17 protein-coding genes are annotated in these 16430 nt (G+C 63.8%); 8 read left to right on the top strand and 9 right to left on the bottom strand.

All coding sequences use genetic code 11. The features are described 5' to 3' along the window. The first annotated feature begins 43 nt into the window (after positions 1-43). The 5 genes from cbiD to mrdA all read left to right on the top strand — a co-directional run bounded on the left by cbiD (position 44) and on the right by mrdA (position 5699). Complete coding sequence (gene cbiD, locus MY494_RS08510; RefSeq protein ID WP_247909825.1) at positions 44-1159, top strand: cobalt-precorrin-5B (C(1))-methyltransferase CbiD; 1116 nt, start codon at positions 44-46, stop codon at positions 1157-1159. A 46-nt stretch (positions 1160-1205) separates the two neighbouring features. Continuing rightward, positions 1206-2801, top strand: coding sequence for a glutamine-hydrolyzing GMP synthase (guaA, locus tag MY494_RS08515; protein WP_247909826.1), 1596 nt, complete (start codon positions 1206-1208; stop codon positions 2799-2801). A gap of 68 nt (positions 2802-2869) precedes the next feature. Further along, entirely contained in the window at positions 2870-3481 is a 612-nt protein-coding gene (locus MY494_RS08520) for a hypothetical protein (RefSeq protein ID WP_247909827.1), read from the top strand. A 54-nt stretch (positions 3482-3535) separates the two neighbouring features. Then, entirely contained in the window at positions 3536-3901 is a 366-nt protein-coding gene (locus MY494_RS08525) for a hypothetical protein (protein WP_247909828.1), read from the top strand. Between the two features lie 4 nt (positions 3902-3905). Then, entirely contained in the window at positions 3906-5699 is a 1794-nt protein-coding gene (gene mrdA, locus MY494_RS08530) for a penicillin-binding protein 2 (RefSeq protein WP_247909829.1), read from the top strand. Here the strand turns inward: mrdA and MY494_RS08535 are convergent. The 4 genes from MY494_RS08535 to MY494_RS08550 all read right to left on the bottom strand — a co-directional run bounded on the left by MY494_RS08535 (position 5696) and on the right by MY494_RS08550 (position 9080). Further along, the gene (locus MY494_RS08535; protein WP_247909830.1) at positions 5696-6841 is read right to left on the bottom strand and encodes a glycosyltransferase family 1 protein; all 1146 of its coding nucleotides are present in this window, start codon (positions 6839-6841) and stop codon (positions 5696-5698) included. The two genes, mrdA and MY494_RS08535, sit on opposite strands and share 4 nt — an antisense overlap. A gap of 5 nt (positions 6842-6846) precedes the next feature. Further along, entirely contained in the window at positions 6847-8040 is a 1194-nt protein-coding gene (locus tag MY494_RS08540) for an NAD-dependent epimerase/dehydratase family protein (protein WP_247909831.1), read from the bottom strand. A gap of 56 nt (positions 8041-8096) precedes the next feature. Beyond that, positions 8097-8264, bottom strand: coding sequence for a photosystem II assembly protein Psb34 (gene psb34 / locus MY494_RS08545; protein WP_247909832.1), 168 nt, complete (start codon positions 8262-8264; stop codon positions 8097-8099). A 69-nt stretch (positions 8265-8333) separates the two neighbouring features. Continuing rightward, entirely contained in the window at positions 8334-9080 is a 747-nt protein-coding gene (locus tag MY494_RS08550) for a thiazole synthase (protein ID WP_247912004.1), read from the bottom strand. A 146-nt stretch (positions 9081-9226) separates the two neighbouring features. Between MY494_RS08550 and MY494_RS08555 the strand changes: the two genes are divergently transcribed. Continuing rightward, a complete protein-coding gene (locus MY494_RS08555; RefSeq protein ID WP_247909833.1) occupies positions 9227-9742 on the top strand; it encodes a hypothetical protein in 516 nt (171 codons plus the stop codon). 1 nt (position 9743) lies between these two features. Here MY494_RS08555 and MY494_RS08560 read toward each other — a convergent pair whose 3' ends face one another. Genes MY494_RS08560 through rpmI form a run of 3 tightly spaced genes read right to left on the bottom strand, consistent with a single transcriptional unit; the run spans position 9744 to position 10896 of the window. After that, a complete protein-coding gene (locus MY494_RS08560; protein ID WP_247909834.1) occupies positions 9744-10265 on the bottom strand; it encodes a tetratricopeptide repeat protein in 522 nt (173 codons plus the stop codon). Between the two features lie 41 nt (positions 10266-10306). Next, positions 10307-10654: a 50S ribosomal protein L20 gene (gene rplT, locus MY494_RS08565; RefSeq protein WP_010313919.1), complete on the bottom strand. Its 348-nt coding sequence runs from the start codon at positions 10652-10654 to the stop codon at positions 10307-10309. 44 nt (positions 10655-10698) lie between these two features. Continuing rightward, positions 10699-10896 carry a 50S ribosomal protein L35 gene (gene rpmI, locus MY494_RS08570; RefSeq protein WP_185186610.1) on the bottom strand — a complete coding sequence of 66 codons (198 nt, stop codon included), beginning with the start codon at positions 10894-10896 and terminating at the stop codon, positions 10699-10701. A 92-nt stretch (positions 10897-10988) separates the two neighbouring features. On the opposite strand from rpmI, the gene MY494_RS08575 reads away from it, so the two are divergent. Then, entirely contained in the window at positions 10989-12491 is a 1503-nt protein-coding gene (locus MY494_RS08575) for a SpoIID/LytB domain-containing protein (protein ID WP_247909835.1), read from the top strand. Between the two features lie 24 nt (positions 12492-12515). Beyond that, positions 12516-13841 carry a glycosyltransferase family 2 protein gene (locus MY494_RS08580; protein WP_247909836.1) on the top strand — a complete coding sequence of 442 codons (1326 nt, stop codon included), beginning with the start codon at positions 12516-12518 and terminating at the stop codon, positions 13839-13841. Here MY494_RS08580 and MY494_RS08585 read toward each other — a convergent pair. Together MY494_RS08585 and MY494_RS08590 are read right to left on the bottom strand one after the other, a co-directional pair. Continuing rightward, on the bottom strand, positions 13826-15715 hold the full coding sequence (locus MY494_RS08585; protein WP_247909837.1) for a DNA polymerase III subunit gamma/tau: 1890 nt from the start codon (positions 15713-15715) through the stop codon (positions 13826-13828). The two genes, MY494_RS08580 and MY494_RS08585, sit on opposite strands and share 16 nt — an antisense overlap. A gap of 9 nt (positions 15716-15724) precedes the next feature. After that, the gene (locus MY494_RS08590; RefSeq protein WP_247909838.1) at positions 15725-16429 is read right to left on the bottom strand and encodes a lecithin retinol acyltransferase family protein; all 705 of its coding nucleotides are present in this window, start codon (positions 16427-16429) and stop codon (positions 15725-15727) included. Between the last annotated feature and the right edge of the window lies 1 nt (position 16430).

Below are 16430 nucleotides of genomic sequence, written 5' to 3' on the forward strand. Positions count from 1 at the left end.
CAATCGACCAACATAAAAAACGGACCTCATCCTTCTCTGTTCCATGGCTGAGTGCGGCTACACCCTTCCGGTGTGGGTAGCGGCCGCAGCTGTGGCCGCCGTTCGGGAGCTTCTTGGTCAGACGTTTGAAGCGCAGGTCCCACTGCTCCTCGAGACCGTGGCGGGTCGTCAATCCACGGCGATTCCGGTTCAGGCGGCGGCCCGCTTGAGCCCGGAGCGGGCTTTGGCCACCAGTTGCTGTGATCCCGGCGAGGTTTTGGATCTCACCCGTGGCCTACAGGTCTGGGTGGAGGCCAGCTGGAATGCGGCTGGCACCGATGGGGACTGGTTGCAGTTGTTGCCCGGTGAGGGCGTGGGAGTTCACGCCGCCTCCGGTGAGGCCTGCCTCTCGGCCTACGCGCGGCAGTTGCTGGAGGTCAATCTGCGTCCACTCCTGCCCGATGGCCGGAGCCTCCGGTTGACGATCACCCTCCCGGAGGGGCGCCAACGGGCCCAGCGCACGAGCAATGCCGCCTTTGGTGTGGTGGAGGGCTTGGCCCTGATTGGGACCCAGGCGTTGGTTCAGCGCAGCGCCGCCCCCGATCAACTGGCCCAGGCCCGTCAGGAGTTGGAGCGCCGCAGTCAGGAGCCGTTCTGGCGTGGCGACCTGGTGCTGGTCTTGGGCGAAAACGGCTTGGATCTGGCCCCCCAGCAGGGGCTGCCCCCGGCGTTGTTACTGAAGGCGGGCAATTGGATTGGACCCTTGCTGGTGGCCGCGGCTGAGCTGGGGGTCCGGCGCCTTCTGTTGTTTGGCTACCAGGGCAAATTGATCAAGCTGGCGGGGGGCATCTTTCATACCCATCACCATCTGGCCGATGGTCGCCTGGAAATCCTGGCGGCCCAGGCCGTCCAGCACGGTTGTTCGCTGAACCAGATCCGGCTGCTGCTCCAGGCAGCCAGCGTTGATCAGGCCATTGCTGATTTGGCCGAGGGCGACGCAGGTCTGGCGGCGGGCCTGCAGCAGCGCTTGGCTGCGGTGATCGAGCAGCGCGCTCGCTCCTATCTGGCCAAGCATCACGACGCTGATCTCCAGCTGGGTGCGGTTCTGTTTGACCGCAGCCGCACCCTTTGCGCCCGCGGCCCTATCGGGGCCGAGCTGCTGGAGTGCTTTCAGGCCTGAGATCTAGGGTGATCCGAATGCCTGGGCCACAGCTGCTGGCCGCTCCATGTCAGACGTGACTCCAACCTCGATCGGTGAAACCAATCGTCATCCGGCGATTGTGATCCTGGATTTTGGTTCTCAATATTCCGAGCTCATCGCCCGTCGGGTGAGGGAAACCGAGGTGTATTCCCTGGTGATGGGGTACTCCACCAGCGCAGCTGAATTAAAGGCCCTGAATCCGAAGGGAATCATCCTCAGTGGCGGTCCCAGCTCGGTCTATGCCGAGCACGCCCCAAAGTGCGATCCAGCGATTTGGGATCTGGGTATTCCGGTGCTTGGTGTTTGCTACGGCATGCAGCTGATGGTGCAACAGCTGGGTGGTTCTGTTGTGGCTGCCGGCCGCGCCGAATACGGCAAGGCTCCGCTGTTTGTCGACGACCCCACTGACCTGCTCACCAACGTCGACGAGGGCTCGACGATGTGGATGAGCCATGGCGACTCCGTGGAGCGCTTACCCGAGGGCTTTGTTCGCCTGGCCCATACGGACAACACGCCTGAAGCTGCTGTGGCTGATCACCAGCGGCGTCTCTATGGCGTTCAGTTCCACCCCGAGGTGGTGCACTCCGAATGCGGAATGGCCTTGATCCGCAATTTCGTTTATCACGTTTGCGGTTGCTTGCCGGATTGGACAACGGCGGCCTTCATTGATGAGGCGGTTGCTGACGTGCGTCGTCAGGTTGGCGATAAGCGCGTTTTGCTGGCCCTCTCTGGCGGTGTTGACTCCTCAACCCTCGCTTTCTTGTTGCACAAGGCGATTGGTGATCAGCTGACCTGCATGTTCATCGACCAGGGCTTTATGCGTAAAGGCGAGCCTGAATTCTTGATGGACTTCTTCGACAAGAAGTTCCATATCAGGGTCGAATACATCAATGCCCGCGAGCGCTTCATTAACAAGCTGGACGGTGTCACTGATCCCGAGGAAAAGCGCAAGCTGATTGGCACTGAATTCATTCGGGTCTTCGAAGAAGAAAGCAAGCGCCTCGGACCTTTTGATTACCTCGCCCAGGGCACCCTCTATCCCGATGTGATTGAGAGTGCAGGCACCAACGTCGATCCCAAAACGGGAGAGCGGGTGGCGGTGAAGATCAAGAGCCACCACAACGTTGGCGGCCTGCCGAAGGATCTCCGGTTCAAGCTGGTCGAGCCCCTGCGGCGCCTGTTCAAAGACGAGGTCCGCAAGGTCGGCCGCACCCTGGGACTTCCCGAGGAGATCGTGGGCCGCCATCCCTTCCCCGGTCCTGGCTTGGCGATCCGAATTCTGGGTGAGGTGACCGACGACAAGCTCGACATCCTGCGGGACGCCGATCTGGTGGTCCGCGAAGAAATCAAGGCCGCTGGCCTGTATCACGACATCTGGCAGGCCTTTGCGGTGCTGCTGCCGGTGCGCAGTGTTGGTGTGATGGGCGATAAGCGCACCTATGCCTTCCCGGTGGTTCTGCGCTGCGTCTCCTCGGAAGACGGCATGACGGCCGATTGGTCCCGCTTGCCTTACGACCTGCTGGAGAAGATCTCCAACCGGATCGTCAATGAGGTCAAAGGGGTCAACCGGGTGGTTCTCGATATCACCAGTAAGCCCCCCGGCACCATCGAGTGGGAATAATTCCCATCCGTTGAACCATGGCTTTGGCCGGGTGACTCCGTTACCCTCGGGGCCCCGGCCCAGGAGCCTTGACCGCCGCCCCTCAGCAGGAAATCCAGCTGCAGCGCCGCCTTCAGCAGGACAGCATTCAGCTGGCAGGCAAGGTGGTGTACCTCAACCCCTTCCTGTATTGGCGCCGCTTTGATGCCAATACCGACCGTTGGTTGAGGGAGCCTGGCCAACTGGCGGAAGATCAGATCACAACCAACCGGGTGCGCTTCTATCCCGAGCTGGACTGGGAGCTGCTCAGCGAGAACGACCGCGCCGTTAAGGACGGGGCTGTGGAGATGTTCCTCAAGAGCCTGGAGCTGATCAGCACCTTCAACCCTGAGCTCACCCCCGGCCAGCTGCTGGAGGTGGAGCGCAAGATGGCCGTCACCAAGAAGAAGGCCTTCGAGCGCTGGGTCTCCAAGTCCCTCAAGCGTCGGCTTCAGCAGCAGGCCAGCGAGCGTCGCCGCTTCGATCGCGAACGCTTGGCGCGCGACTGGAGTGAGTGGATGGTGCTGCCGGTCACGCGGCAGGCCCTGCTCCCGCTCTCGGCCCTCATGGTGATCGCGGTGGGTGCGGGCTGGTGGCTCGGTTCCCAACAGTTCTGCCGTCAGCAGATTGTTCAGCCGGCCATCTCGAGGAGTGCGGGGTAGTCCAGCCAGATCGAGGATCAGGCGCCAGACTGGGCTCACTCATCGCCTCACTTCATGGGTTCTGACCCCCTCGACAACCTGCGCTTGACCTTGATGCAGGACGTTCTGCCGGTGGGGATGGCCGTGGTGGAGCGGGCCAAGCGCGGCGGTGCCCGTGATTTGGCCGACGCCTTCTCGAAAGGTCCCGACGGACTCACTGAGCTCCGGGAGGAAGGAGCCGAAGCAGCCCGCCAGGTCCGCGAGCGCCTGGATCGGATTCAGCCTGGTTTGGGCAACCCGGTGATGAAGGTTCAGGTGACCGATGTTCCTGTGGAGTCGGCCCTGGCCAAGCATGCAGGGGAGGAAGACTTGCAGCTGGCTCTGGCTCGCATCTCCGATCGGTTGACGTTGCTGGAGCAACGGCTCACGGAAGGGAGCTGAATTCTTGGCCATCGCCTCCAACCCCCATCGCAGTGCCGGGCTACAGCGTCAGCCGGCCGTCCTGCTGGGTTTGGTGCTGTTCTTCGCTTCGGCGATGGTCCTGCGCCTGGGTTGGTTGCAGCTGTTGCATGGCAGTGAAAACCGGGAGAGGGCCGATGAAAACCGCATCCGTTTGTTGGCCCGCAATCCCGTTCGCGGGCGGATCTTGGATCGCCATGGTCAGGTCTTGGTGTCCAGCCGGCTGATCTACAGCTTGTATCTGCAGCCAAAAGATCTTCCCAAGGGTTCCTGGCCTGCTTTGCGGGATCGTCTGAGCGCGTTGTTGAAGATTCCCCAGAAGCAACTGGAGCAGCGCAAGCGTCGAGGGCCCGGCAAGCAGGAATACCGGATTGAGCTGGCTAGTGAACTGACGCCGGAGCAGGTCCTGCGCTTCCGCGAGCAGGCCAGTGACCTCAGGGGCGCCCAGGTGGATCTGGATGTGGTGCGCAGCTATCCCCATGGCTCCCTCGGGTCCCACACCTTGGGCTACACCCAGCCGATCACTGAGCAGGAATACAAGGTGCTGGCGAAGCGCGGCTACAAGATTCGCGATCGCATCGGTCGCATCGGTGTGGAGGCCGCCTACGAGCAACACCTGCGCGGCACCTGGGGCGGCCAGATGGTCGAGGTGAACGCCATGGGTGAGATTCAGCGCGTCCTCGGTGACCGCCCCTCCAAGGCCGGCAAAGACCTGGTGGTGACCTTGGACCTTCCGCTCCAGCGTGCGGCTGAGACGGCCTTAAAGGGCAAGCCGGGAGGCGCCATCGTCGCCCTGAATCCCAAAACTGGGGCGATCTTGGCGCTGGCCAGTCGCCCCAATTTCGATCCCAACTTCTTTTCTAAGACCGTCACCACTCAGCGGGAGTACGACGCCCTGTTTGCGTCTCCCTCGAAGCCCCTCTTCAGCCGGGCCATGAACGCCTATGACCCCGGCAGCACCTGGAAGCCGGTGACCGCCTTTGCAGGGATGGCCTCCGGCAAGTTTCCGGCCAACACCAAGCTGATGACCCGCGGCTGCATCACCTATGGAGGGCACTGTTTCCCGGATCACAACGGTGCCGGGTTTGGCCTGATCGGCTACGAGGATGCTCTGCGCTTCTCAAGCAACACCTTCTATTACCAAATCGGTGTTGGGGTGGGCTCGATGCCGCTCTATGACGCAGCGGTGAAGTTGGGCTTTACCAAGCCCACCGGCATCGAGATCGGCTACGAGGAAAGCACCGGTTTGGTGGGCAACGAGCAGTGGGCCGCCAAGGGGCGGACCTGGGGTAAGCCGGGCACCACCCCCTGGATTCCAGAGGACATGGCGAGCATGTCGATTGGCCAGTCGGTGGTTCAGGTCACCCCCCTGCAATTGGCTCGGGCCTATGCCGTCTTTGCCAATGGCGGCTACTTGATCACCCCGCATTTGGTCGATCGCGGTCTGGACTGGACGGCCCCGCCGCGCCGCACGAAGGTGGATATCAAGCCCTCCACCCTGGCCACGATTAATCGCGGTTTGCGCAAGGTGGTCCAGGAGGGCACGGGCTACGCCATGAACCAAGCGGCTGAGTTGCCCCCCGTGGCGGGCAAAACGGGAACGGCTGAGGACAGCACCGGCGGCCCTGACCATGCCTGGTTTGCTTGTTTTGCCCCCTACCCCAACGGCGAGATTGTGGTGGTGGCCTTTGCCCAGAACACCCCGGGTGGAGGTTCAGTCCACGCCTTGCCCATGGCGCGTCAGGTGCTGCAGGTCTGGGCCCAGCAACGCAGCCGTTAGACCAAGGCTGGGGTGGAGGCTTCCATCACCTGGCGGTAGTAGCCGCGAAGCTGTTCGGTTGCACCGGACCAGCCCCAACGCTCGGCTTCTTCCCTGGCGTTGCGTCGCAGTTGTTCGCGCTGCCCAGGATCCCCCAGCAGCCGTTGGGTTGCAGCGGTCAGGCTGCCGGCACCGCCATCGGCTCCATCGGGTTCATAGAGACAGCCATTCACCCCGTCGCTGACGATGTCAGGGATTCCTCCGCGGTTGGCTCCGACCACAGGGCAGCCCGCCGCCATGGCCTCCAGTAGCACCAACCCCAGGGTCTCGGTGCTGCTCGGGAAGAGGAAGGCATCGGCGCTGGCATAGGCACTGGCCAGCTCTTCACCGGCCAGGTAGCCCACGAAGTTGGTCGCACTGCCCGCGAACAGGGTCTCGAGCTGTTGGCGGTAGGGGCCATCACCGACCAGCGCCAGACGGGCATCGGGCATCGCGTCGAGGACGGGGCGGATGCGCTCGATTTGTTTTTCTGCTGACAAACGGCCGATGTAAAGCAGGAGCTTCCCGGTGTCGCTGCGGCCATCCAGCAGCCGCTCCCTCATGGCTTGGCTGCGGAGCTCCGGGCGGAACAGGTCTGTATCGACCCCCCGCTGCCAAAGATCGGTGTGCTGGATTCCCTTTTCGCTGAGCTCAGCCACCATGGCGGTGGAGGTGCAGAGGTTCAGCTGGGCCTGGTTGTGGGCCATCTTCAGCAGTTCCCATAGCACAGGCTCGAGCATCCCGAGGCCGTAGTGCTCTAGGTACTTGGGCAGATGGGTGTGATAGCTGGCCACCAGGGGATAGCCCTTGGTCTTGGCCAGCCAGATCCCCCCGAGGCCGAGAACGGCGGGGTTGACCACGTGCACCAGGTCGGGGGCAAAGGCCTCGAGCGCGTCCGAGACCGACGGGCGCGGCAGCGCCAGCTTCAGCTCCGGATAAAGGGGAAGGGGCATGGCCGGAACCCCAACCACCTGTGCCCCCATGTAGCTCTCGGGGGCGCCCTCGGGGCAGAAGATCATCACCTCATCACCGGCCGTGACCAGGTGCTGCACCGTTTTGGTGAGCCGGGTCACGATCCCATCAACCTTCGGCAGGAAGGTCTCGGTGAAGAGGGCGATTTTCAAGGCAATCAGGTGGCCTTAATGGCTTGTTCCTGGGTTTTAGTCCAGGCGGAGGTGCAGAGGATGCGGTTGCGGTCGCAGCGGTCGGCGAAGCGGGTGGCGATCTCCACCACTTCCTTCAGCAGACCGTCATCGAGGGTGGTGGGGTTCAGGCCCAGCTCGATGAAGCAGCGGTTGTCCACGATCAGATCGTTCTCCACAGCCTCGTTTCGGGGGTTGGGGAGGTTGTTGACCTGGGCTCCGGTCAGGGCGGCGACTTTCTTGGCGAGCTCACCCACCTGATGACTTTCGGTCATCTGGTTGAAGATCTTCACCCGCTCGCCTGTGGTGGGGGGATTCTCCAGGGCCAACTGCACGCACTTCACCGAGTCACGGATGTGGATGAAGGCGCGGGTCTGACCGCCCGTGCCGTGCACGGTCAGGGGATAGCCGATGGCCGCCTGCATCAGGAAACGGTTCAGGACCGTGCCGTAGTCCCCGTCGTAATCGAAGCGGTTGGTTAGGCGCGGATCGCGGTCGGTGGCATCGGTGTTGGTGCCCCAGACAATGCCCTGGTGCAGGTCGGTAATGCGGACCTGGTCGTTTTTGTTGTAGTAGAGGAAGAGCAGCTGATCCAGTGTCTTGGTCATGTGATAGACGCTGCCCGGGCTTGCCGGGTGCAGGATCTCCTCCTCGAAACGGCTGCCGTCGGGCTGGGGAACCTCAACCTTCAGGTAGCCCTCAGGGATGGTGGCGCCGCGATGGGAGCCATAGCCGTACACACCCATGGTGCCGAGGTGCACCACGTGAATATCCAGGCCGCTCTCGACGATGGCCGCCAGCAGATTGTGGGTGCCGTTGACGTTGTTATCGACGGTGTAGCGCTTGGTGGCGCTGCTCTTCATGGAGTAGGGAGCAGCCCGTTGCTCGGCAAAGTGCACCACCGAGTCAGGCCGCTCGGCCAGGAGCAGGTCCACAAACCGCTGGTATTCGTGGGCGATGTCCATGTGCACAAAGCGCATGGGTTTGCCGCCAATCTCTTCCCAGGCCTTTAGGCGCTCACCAATGCTGGAGATGGGAGTCAGGGACTCCACCTCCAAGTCAATATCGATCTTGCGGCGGCTCAGGTTGTCGACGATGACCACATCGTGGCCCTGGTCGGCCAGGTTCACGGCACAGGGCCAGCCACAGAAGCCGTCACCGCCGAGAACGAGAACCTTCACCGCTGGACTCCTGCTGAACGAGCACTTGCTCCGTCAGGGCAAGCTACTACAGGGATTCAGCTGATTCCTACCGCAACGGCCAGCATCAGGATCACCAGCAGAGCGCCGCCGATCAGAAGCACTTTGCTGTTGGCGCCAAGGGCTTGGCCTGCTTCGATCACCTCCATTTGGGGCTCGTTGGCAAAGGCATTCAGCCTGCCGCCGTCCTCTTCTGTGACCTGCATCGCTGTGACACGTGGTTGTGGCGACAGTAAGGACGAAGTGGTGGATTGAATCGGCGCTGTGCGGAAGCTTTATGTGCCGACGCGTCCGCTGGTGGGGGAGCTGGGGCTGGCTTGGCCACGCACGGGTAGACGGCCTGCATGGAAGGCGGTTCGTCCGGCTTCGCAGGCCATGGCCATGGCCCGAGCCATGGCTGCTGGATCACCCGCGAGGGCGATGGCGCTGTTGATCAAGAGCGCATCAGCGCCCATCTCCATGGCTTGAGCGGCTTCGCTTGGAACCCCCAGGCCCGCATCCACGACCACTGGAACCGTGGCGTTCTCAATGATTAGAGCGATGTTGGCGGCATTGCGGATGCCCTGCCCTGAGCCTATGGGTGAGCCCAGGGGCATGACGGTGGCGCAGCCGGCGTCCTCAAGCCGTTTGGCCAGGAGTGGATCAGCGTTGATGTAAGGCAACACCGTGAAGCCTTCTTTCACCAGCTGTTCTGCTGCCTCCAAGGTCCCGATCGGATCGGGCAGGAGGTGTCTGGAATCGGGGATCACCTCCAATTTCACAAAGGTGTTGTCTTCCTGGCCGGCCAGCTTCGCCAGCTCGCGCCCCAGCCGTGCCACGCGGATGGCCTCCTCGGCGGTGGCGCAGCCAGCGGTGTTGGGGAGCATCCAGATTTGGCTCCAATCCACCGCTTCCATCAAGCCCTCATGGCCCGCCGCTTGGGACTGAACCCGGCGGACGGCCACAGTCACGATCTCGCAGGCACTGGATGCAAGGCTCGCCTGCATGGCCTCCAGGCTTGGGTACTTCCCCGTGCCCGTCATCAAGCGGCTGCGAAAGCGTCGACCACCGATGATTAGGTCGTCAGCGTGCAGCGGCTCTGCAGACAAGGGGATGCGATCAGCTGTGCTGAGACCGTACAGCGCAGACCTGTCGTTTTCAGTTTCGATCCTTAACGTGGAGCCACTTGATGGCGCCACCTGTGATTCCGTTGCTGCTGGCTGCGCTTCCGCTGCCCACCGAGGCTGTCGCTCCGAGTCAGAGCACCCCTCTCCAGGAAAATTTCGGCATGGCGGCCACCGTCCGCCAATTCGATCCTGTGGCTCGTGCTGGCCAGTTGGTGCAGGAGCTTCCTCGGATTTGGTCCGGGAGCTACACCCCCTTTGGTCCAGGTGAAGCGGCCAGCGCACGCTTGACCCTGTCGTCGCTCAAAGCCCTGGGGCAAATGGTGGATGTCCGGGGCGAAATCACCCTGGGCTCCACCACGATTCCGGTTCAGGGCAATTTAAATGCGGCCTCTGACCAGCTGGATTTGCTGCTGCTCGGGGACTACCCCGCCTCTGATCTGCAAAGCGGCGGTTATTTCGACGGGCTTCAGGGATTCACGCTCACTGGTTGGTCGGCCCCTCGGCTGACCAACCCCGGAGGTCAACTGGTGATGACTCCTGAGACCAGCGCCGCTCCGGCCATTCGCGGACTTTGGTGACCTAGGCGGCGGTGCGCTCCAAGCGCTTCAGCCGTCGTTGGGCCGTCTTATTGGCGGCGTCGAGTTCCAGCACCTTGGCGTAGGTCTCTTTGGCTTCGTCGCTCTTCTGCTGTTTCTCCAGCGCGAAGGCCAGGTTGTTAAGGGCGACGGGGTAGTCCGACTTGGCCCGAAGAGCAGCGCGGTAGTGCTTGATGGCGCCGTTGTAGTTGCTTTGGGCTGCCAGGGCAAATCCCAGGGCGTTTTCAATCAAGGCCTGTGCCTCGCTCGGCTCGCCGCTGGCGCGCTTGGCGGCCAATTTCAGATTTTCAGTGGCTTGTCCGTAGAGGCGCTTTCGCAGCTGAACCGAGGCCAACTCATAGAGATCTCCTGCACTCTTCTCGCTGTCCTTGGCTTGGGCTTCCAGCCGTGCCAGGGCCGACTCATCGCGGCGGACGCGAAGAATCTGGCGCGCGACGAGGACCGAAGCGGTGCCGAGCAACAACAAAAGCCCAACCAGGTAGGCCTGTGGGAGTGAAACATCCATGGACCGACCGGGCTGGGCTTAGTTGTGTTTGAAGAGGGCGATCAGCTCTTGGCGGCGCCCACGACAGTGGCGAAGCTCGTGGGATCCAGCACAGCCAGCTGGGCCAGCATCTTGCGGTTCAGCTGCACGTCAGCCTTCTTCAGACCACCGATCAGACGGCTGTAGCTCAGGCCGTTCAAGCGAGCAGCAGCGTTGATGCGGGCGATCCACAGACGACGGAAGTCACGCTTGCGGCGGCGACGGTCGCGATAGGCGTTGCAGAGCGCCTTCATCACCCGCTGGTTGGCGGTCCGGAACAGGGTGCCGTTGCCACCGCGGAAGCCACGCGCCAGGCGAAGGATCTTGTTGCGGCGTTTGCGGGCGACGTTGCCCCTCTTAACGCGGGCCATGAATGGTTCTCAGTAAATGTTGAATCAGCTAGGGAGTGAAGCGATCAGCTGTAGGGGAGCATCGCTTTCACGTTGTCCGCGTCGCGCTCGTCAACCACGGCCATGGTGCCGAGGAAGCGCTTGCGCTTAGGGCTCTTGTGATCGAGCAGGTGGTTGCGGAAAGCGTGGCGGCGCATGAACTTCCCGCTGCCGGTCGCCTTGAACCGCTTGGCGGCTGCTTTGCGGGTCTTGAGCTTCGGCATCGTCTACGCGCTCGTGCACAAACGATGAGACTAAGACTTCAGAGTGCCTTCCGCCAACTCCCCCTAGGGTTTGACCTGGATCTAGCCAGGCCATGCTGCGTTCCTTTACGGCGGCACTCGCCGCATCCTGTCTGCTGGCGGGATGCCAAGGAACGGATGCCCAGGCCCTGACCCACCGGCCTGTGCCCGCGCCGCCGGTCGTCGATGGGGCCCATCCGGTGCTCTGGGTGGCCCTGGCGGACCATCTGGGTGCGACCCCTCTTCAGCTGGTGGCAGCTGGCTCGACGTTGCAGCTCAGTGATGCCTCCGGGCGTCTCGGCAGTGCTCAGCGCTTCTCTTTCCGCTGGAGAACCCAGCCACTGCCCGAGACCCTGACAATTCGCCGTCGGGTGTTGGGGCCGTTCTCCAGCTTTGAGACGGCGGAGCAGGCCGCCTTGGCTTGGCGTCGTCTGGGTGTGGAGGCGGTGGTGGCCCACCCAGGGGAGTGGGAGGTCTGGGCCGATCCCGAGCGGCCTGTGCCTTCGGGGTATGGCTCGAAGGTTGAGGAAAAGGTTGTTAGTGAGGTGTTGACCCTGCAGGTCCAACGGCCCGACGGCTGGAGGGATCTCCAGGGGCCGGTTCGGCTTGAGGCCCCTGGTGGTCTGCGCTGGAACGGCGGTGTTTTCCAGGGGCCTTTCCGCCTGCAGCCGGATGCTTACGGGAGCTGGACGCTGGTGGAGGAGGTGCCGCTCGAGCGCTACCTCCAGGGCGTTGTCCCCCATGAGATCGGGGCCGGATCGCCGCCGGCCGCCCTGGCGGCTCAAGCGGTCTTGGCTCGGACCTGGGCTCTGGGCAATCAGCATCGCTTTGCCCTGGATGGCTATCACCTCTGCTCCGACACCCAATGTCAGGTCTACAGCGATCCACGCCAGGCCCGGGCCGGGGTGCAGCAGGCCATTCGAGCGACCGAGGGCCAGGTGCTGGCTTGGAAGGGGAAGCCAATTCATGCTGTGTATCACGCCAGCAACGGTGGGGTCAGTGCCAATGAGGACGAAGCCTGGTCCTTGCCTGAGCTGCCCTATCTCGAACCCGCCTTTGATCGGGCGGGGGGGGCACCGCAGGGGTTGTCCTTGCCTTTAACCCAGCGGCAGCAGGTGCGCTCCGTGTTGGGCGCGACCGCCGGTGTGTATGGCCAAAAGCATCCTTACTTCCGCTGGCAGCGGGTCCTGGGTCAGGAGACCTTTGCCCGTGCCCTCGGTGCGGGAGCTGCTGCCGTTGGATCCCCGGTGCAACCGGTTGTGTTGGAGCGGGGCCCCAGTGGCCGAGTGGTTCGTTTGGCCCTCCGGGGTCCTTTGGGTGAGCGAGTGCTGGTCCGGGATGCCATCCGCCGCACCCTGCGCCGCCTGCCCAGCACCCTGTTTGTGATCGAACCGGCCGGGGCGGGCCTTTGGCGCTTTGAGGGAGGCGGTTTTGGCCATGGCGCTGGTTTGTCGCAAGCCGGCGCCATTGATCTGGGTGGGCGCGGTTGGAGCGTCAAGCAGATCCTTCGGCACTACTACCCGGGAACGGAGTTGGTCCCCCTTCCGTCATTAGGGGCTTTGAAGGGGGGCTCTTAGAGTCCGCACATCCTTGGGATCGCCATGGCCGCTGGGGGCACAGCCACAGGAGCGCGCCGACTACAGGCCTCCCTGTTCCTCGTCTGTTGCTGCGCCGCGGCAGCAGTGCCCCATGGGCTGCCGGCGGCTCAGGCCTTGTGGCCTGCCACGGCCTTGACCTTGCTGCTGGGTTTCTACGTCCTGCGCGCAGTCTTTCTTCCTGCTTTCCGCGGCGCTCAGGCGGAGAGCCCTGCCGCTTTGGAGAACTGGCCAGCGGTTGATCTTGTGGTGGCGGCCCGCGATGAGGAGGCGGTGATCGGTCGCTTGGTCGAGCGCCTGGCCGCCCTGAGCTACCCGGCGGACCGTCTCAAGATCTGGATCGTTGACGATGGCAGTGAAGACCGGACCCCAGAGGTCCTGACGGCATACCAGGCCCGCTTCCCTCAGCTCCAGGTCTTGCGCCGTCCTCGTGATGCCGGCGGCGGAAAGTCGGGAGCGCTGAATGCGGTGCTGCCCAACCTGCAGGGGCGTTGGTTGCTGGTGCTGGATGCCGATGCCCAGTTGCAACCAGATGTGCTGGAGCGGCTGGTCCGTTTTGCCGAACAGGGCGGCTGGTCAGCCGTTCAGCTGCGCAAGTCCGTGGTGAATCCAGACCTCAACTGGTTGACCCGGGCCCAGGCCATGGAAATGGCCCTGGATGCCGTCATTCAGCAGGGGCGTCTGCTTTCAGGCGGAGTCGTGGAGCTGCGCGGCAATGGTCAATTGCTCCAACGCGAGGCGGTGCTCAGTTGCGAAGGCTTCAACGAAGCCACCGTGACCGATGACCTCGATCTGAGTTTCCGCCTGCTGGTCCAGCAGCAACCGGTCGCCCTGCTCTGGGACCCGCCCGTGCAAGAGGAGGCCGTGACCGCCTGGAGTGCCCTCTGGCGTCAGCGCCAGCGTTGGGCCGAGGGTGGGTTGCAGCGTTTCTTCGACTATTGGCCCCAGCTCACCGGGAGTGAGGTGCCCGTGGTCCGCAAGCTTGATCTCAGCTGCTTTTTCCTGCTGCAGTACGCCTTGCCTGTGATGGCCGCCGCCGATGCGCTGACCGCGCTGATGACGCGAACCTCGCCCCTGAGCTGGCCCCTCTCGTTCGTGGCCTTTGGTCTTTCGGGTGGAGCGATCTTGGTGGGCTGCTCGCGCCGCTCAGAGGGGCCGGACTTGCCTTCGATGGGACCGATCAACCTGGCCTGGGGTATCGCCTATCTGGGCCATTGGTTTGTGGTGATCCCGTACACCACTCTGCGGATGGCGTTGCTGCCGAAGCGCCTGGTTTGGGCCAAGACGCTGCATGTGGGTGCCGAGCCTGACCCTGATCAAGCGGCGGCTTGATCGTCTCCTAATTCCGGCAGTGGGTCCTGCAGGTCAACCACTTCGCCGTTAAAGAAATCAGCCAGTCGCTTCGCCTGGTCGTCGATTAACCCATGGGGCTGCCGTGCTGGAGCCGGGGCTGCAACGGCTGGGCTGGGTTCAGGAGCGGGTGACTGTGGCGCCGGTGCGGGTGCTGGTGCAGCGGTTGGTGCGGTCTGCGTTGGAGCAGGAGTCTGAGCTGCCGTAGCGGCAGGGGTTTGGCTCGCCGGCGTTGGTGTTTCTCTGACCGGGGCTTGGGGTGCAGGAGTTGATTCGCTGGCTGCTGCTGGCACGGCTTGAGGCGGCGGAGCGGCACCGGCTTCCAGAACAACCTGCCTGGGGCTGCCCAGAGCCGAGGCGACCGCTTTCTCCAGAAGGGGCAAGCGGCTCTGCACCATGGCGGTCCAGTTGCCGGCCACTTGGACGACCGCGCGCTGATTGTCCAGGCGGGCTAGAGAGGCTTGCTGGGAGAGGAGCATCCGGGTGGAGGGCAGCTCCAGTCCTGCCAAGATCTGCTGCCAGAGGGCGGCCAGGTCGGGTGCCTCGGCGCTTGGTGCCGCTGCAGGCTCTGGGGCGGGAACCGCTGCTGAAGTTGCCTGGACGGCGGGTTCCGGGGCCGGCGGGGCGGGAGCGGGTACTGCCGGAGCAGGTGAGGCTGGGACTGGAGCGACAGCGGTAGGGGGCGCCGCCGGTGTGGGCGCGCTGATGGCCGCAGCCGGCCGTTGGCTCGCCGCGGTGGTGGTGGCGGTGGCCTGGGCGGCGGGTTCAGCCAGCAGACCCAGCAAGAGAACCTCGAGCCAGAGCCGGGGTTGAACGCTCTGGCGCAGTTGCTGCTCGCTTCCTTTGAGTTGGGCTTGCCAGCGCAGCAATTTCGCTTTGCCGAGGCTGCGGGCGAGAGTCGGCAATTCGCCTCGGGTCTGCGGCGAGAAACTCGTGAGTTCCAGGCGGTCGGGGGCGACGCCGGCGAGCACCAGGTCGCGCAGCAGGCCGGCCATCCCCTGCAGGACCGCCCCGGGCTCACGGCCGCGTTCCAGCAGGTTGCGGATCGCTTCAATCACCCCGAGTGGCTCGGCCCCCGCCAGGGCCTGAGCCAGTTGCAGAAGCTCTTGCTCGGGCACGGCTCCGAGCAATTCCCAGACCGCCATCGGCTCGACGGGGCCTGGCAGCAAGCTCAGCTGATCCAGCAGGCTTTCGGCGTCCCGTAGACCCCCCTGCGCCCGCTGGGCCACCACATGGAGGGCTTCCGGCGTGATCTGGATGTCTTCTTGCTCGGCGATCCAGCACAGGTGCTGCTCAAGAGCATCCAGGGGAATCCGCCGGTAGTCGAAGCGCTGACAGCGGCTGAGGATCGTTGGGAGGACCCGTTGTGGGTCAGTGGTCGCTAGGACAAACACCACCCGCGGGGGCGGTTCCTCGAGGGTTTTCAGGAGGGCGTTAAAAGCTGCGGTGGAGAGCATGTGGCACTCGTCCACCACATAGACCTTCCAGCGGGCCTGAACCGGGGCGAACCGAGAGCGTTCAATCAGCTCGCGGATGTTGTCGACCCCCGTGTTGGAGGCGGCGTCGATCTCGATGACATCGAGGGCGTTGCCGTTGGCGATGGAGGTGCAGAGCTCACAGGTGCCGCAGGGCTCTGGCGTCGGGCCGTCTGAGCTCAGGCAATTGAGGGAGCGCGCCAGGATCCGGGCGCTGGATGTTTTCCCGGTCCCGCGCGGGCCACTGAAGAGGTAGGCGGGCGCAATTCGCCCGGAGCGCAGGGCATTGCCAAGGGTCGCGGCGATCGTCTCCTGCCCCACAAGCTGGTCAAACCGCTGAGGGCGGTACTTGTGGTGGAGCGGTTGGTAGGCGGCCGGCATGGCTGGAGGCTACTGGCCCTCGACCCCTGTGTTCGGGTTTGAATCCTGCTGGCGATCTGTCAGGAGTTGCTCGAGCTCGGCTTCGATCTCCTCCACCTCACTGAGCTGATCCGCAAGGGTTTGGGCGGCCAGGCGCAGGCGTTGAAATTGGGGCTGTGCGTCTCCGTGGCCCCAGCGCTCCTCGGCCCGTGCCAGCTCGGTTTCCAATTTGGTTTGCAGCTTCAACCGCAGGGCATCGAGTTGCTCGAGGCTGCGCCTGACAAGTTCACGTCCCTTCTCCAGCTGGCTGGGTTCCAGGCGCAGGCCTTGACGTAGCAGCACCTTGGCGCCGGTCAGGACGGCGGCCGGCATGAATTGTCCGAGTGCTAAGGCTCCCCAGCTGCCGGCCTGGAGAGCCTCTTCAACCTGGGCGCTGCGGTGTCGTCCGGTTTTGCACCAATGGGCGAAGTGCTCGCAGTTGTTGAACAGCAAGTTGTAGTTCTGCTCCCCCAGGCGCCCCATGGCACGGCGCAGGGTCTGCCCTGCCGGCAGGCAGTCACCCTCGGCATAGGACACCACCGAGAGGGGTTGGCCGCGGCTGAACTCCTCGAGGGGGCTGCGCAGAATCTCGCGGCCTTCGAGGTAGTGGGCGACGCTGCCGTCTCCGAGGTCGACGCCGTGATGATTGAACAGGCCGTGCCGCCGCGGCACCTGAAGGTGATCAGCGGCAGCCATG

This window comes from Synechococcus sp. A10-1-5-1 (assembly GCF_023115425.1).
GTDB lineage: Bacteria > Cyanobacteriota > Cyanobacteriia > PCC-6307 > Cyanobiaceae > Vulcanococcus.

Excerpts from the sequence above, each read along its gene's own strand:
- MY494_RS08575 (WP_247909835.1), top strand. The coding sequence starts at position 10,989 with ATGCTGCGTTCCTTTACGGCGGCACTCGCCGCATCCTGTCTGCTGGCG.
- MY494_RS08555 (WP_247909833.1), top strand. The coding sequence starts at position 9,227 with ATGGCGCCACCTGTGATTCCGTTGCTGCTGGCTGCGCTTCCGCTGCCC.
- MY494_RS08590 (WP_247909838.1), bottom strand. The coding sequence starts at position 16,429 with ATGGCTGCCGCTGATCACCTTCAGGTGCCGCGGCGGCACGGCCTGTTC.
- cbiD (WP_247909825.1), top strand. The coding sequence starts at position 44 with ATGGCTGAGTGCGGCTACACCCTTCCGGTGTGGGTAGCGGCCGCAGCT.
- psb34 (WP_247909832.1), bottom strand. The coding sequence starts at position 8,264 with ATGCAGGTCACAGAAGAGGACGGCGGCAGGCTGAATGCCTTTGCCAAC.
- MY494_RS08580 (WP_247909836.1), top strand. The coding sequence starts at position 12,516 with ATGGCCGCTGGGGGCACAGCCACAGGAGCGCGCCGACTACAGGCCTCC.
- MY494_RS08525 (WP_247909828.1), top strand. The coding sequence starts at position 3,536 with ATGGGTTCTGACCCCCTCGACAACCTGCGCTTGACCTTGATGCAGGAC.
- guaA (WP_247909826.1), top strand. The coding sequence starts at position 1,206 with ATGTCAGACGTGACTCCAACCTCGATCGGTGAAACCAATCGTCATCCG.
- MY494_RS08585 (WP_247909837.1), bottom strand. The coding sequence starts at position 15,715 with ATGCCGGCCGCCTACCAACCGCTCCACCACAAGTACCGCCCTCAGCGG.
- rpmI (WP_185186610.1), bottom strand. The coding sequence starts at position 10,896 with ATGCCGAAGCTCAAGACCCGCAAAGCAGCCGCCAAGCGGTTCAAGGCG.
- MY494_RS08560 (WP_247909834.1), bottom strand. The coding sequence starts at position 10,265 with ATGGATGTTTCACTCCCACAGGCCTACCTGGTTGGGCTTTTGTTGTTG.
- MY494_RS08550 (WP_247912004.1), bottom strand. The coding sequence starts at position 9,080 with ATGACGGGCACGGGGAAGTACCCAAGCCTGGAGGCCATGCAGGCGAGC.
- rplT (WP_010313919.1), bottom strand. The coding sequence starts at position 10,654 with ATGGCCCGCGTTAAGAGGGGCAACGTCGCCCGCAAACGCCGCAACAAG.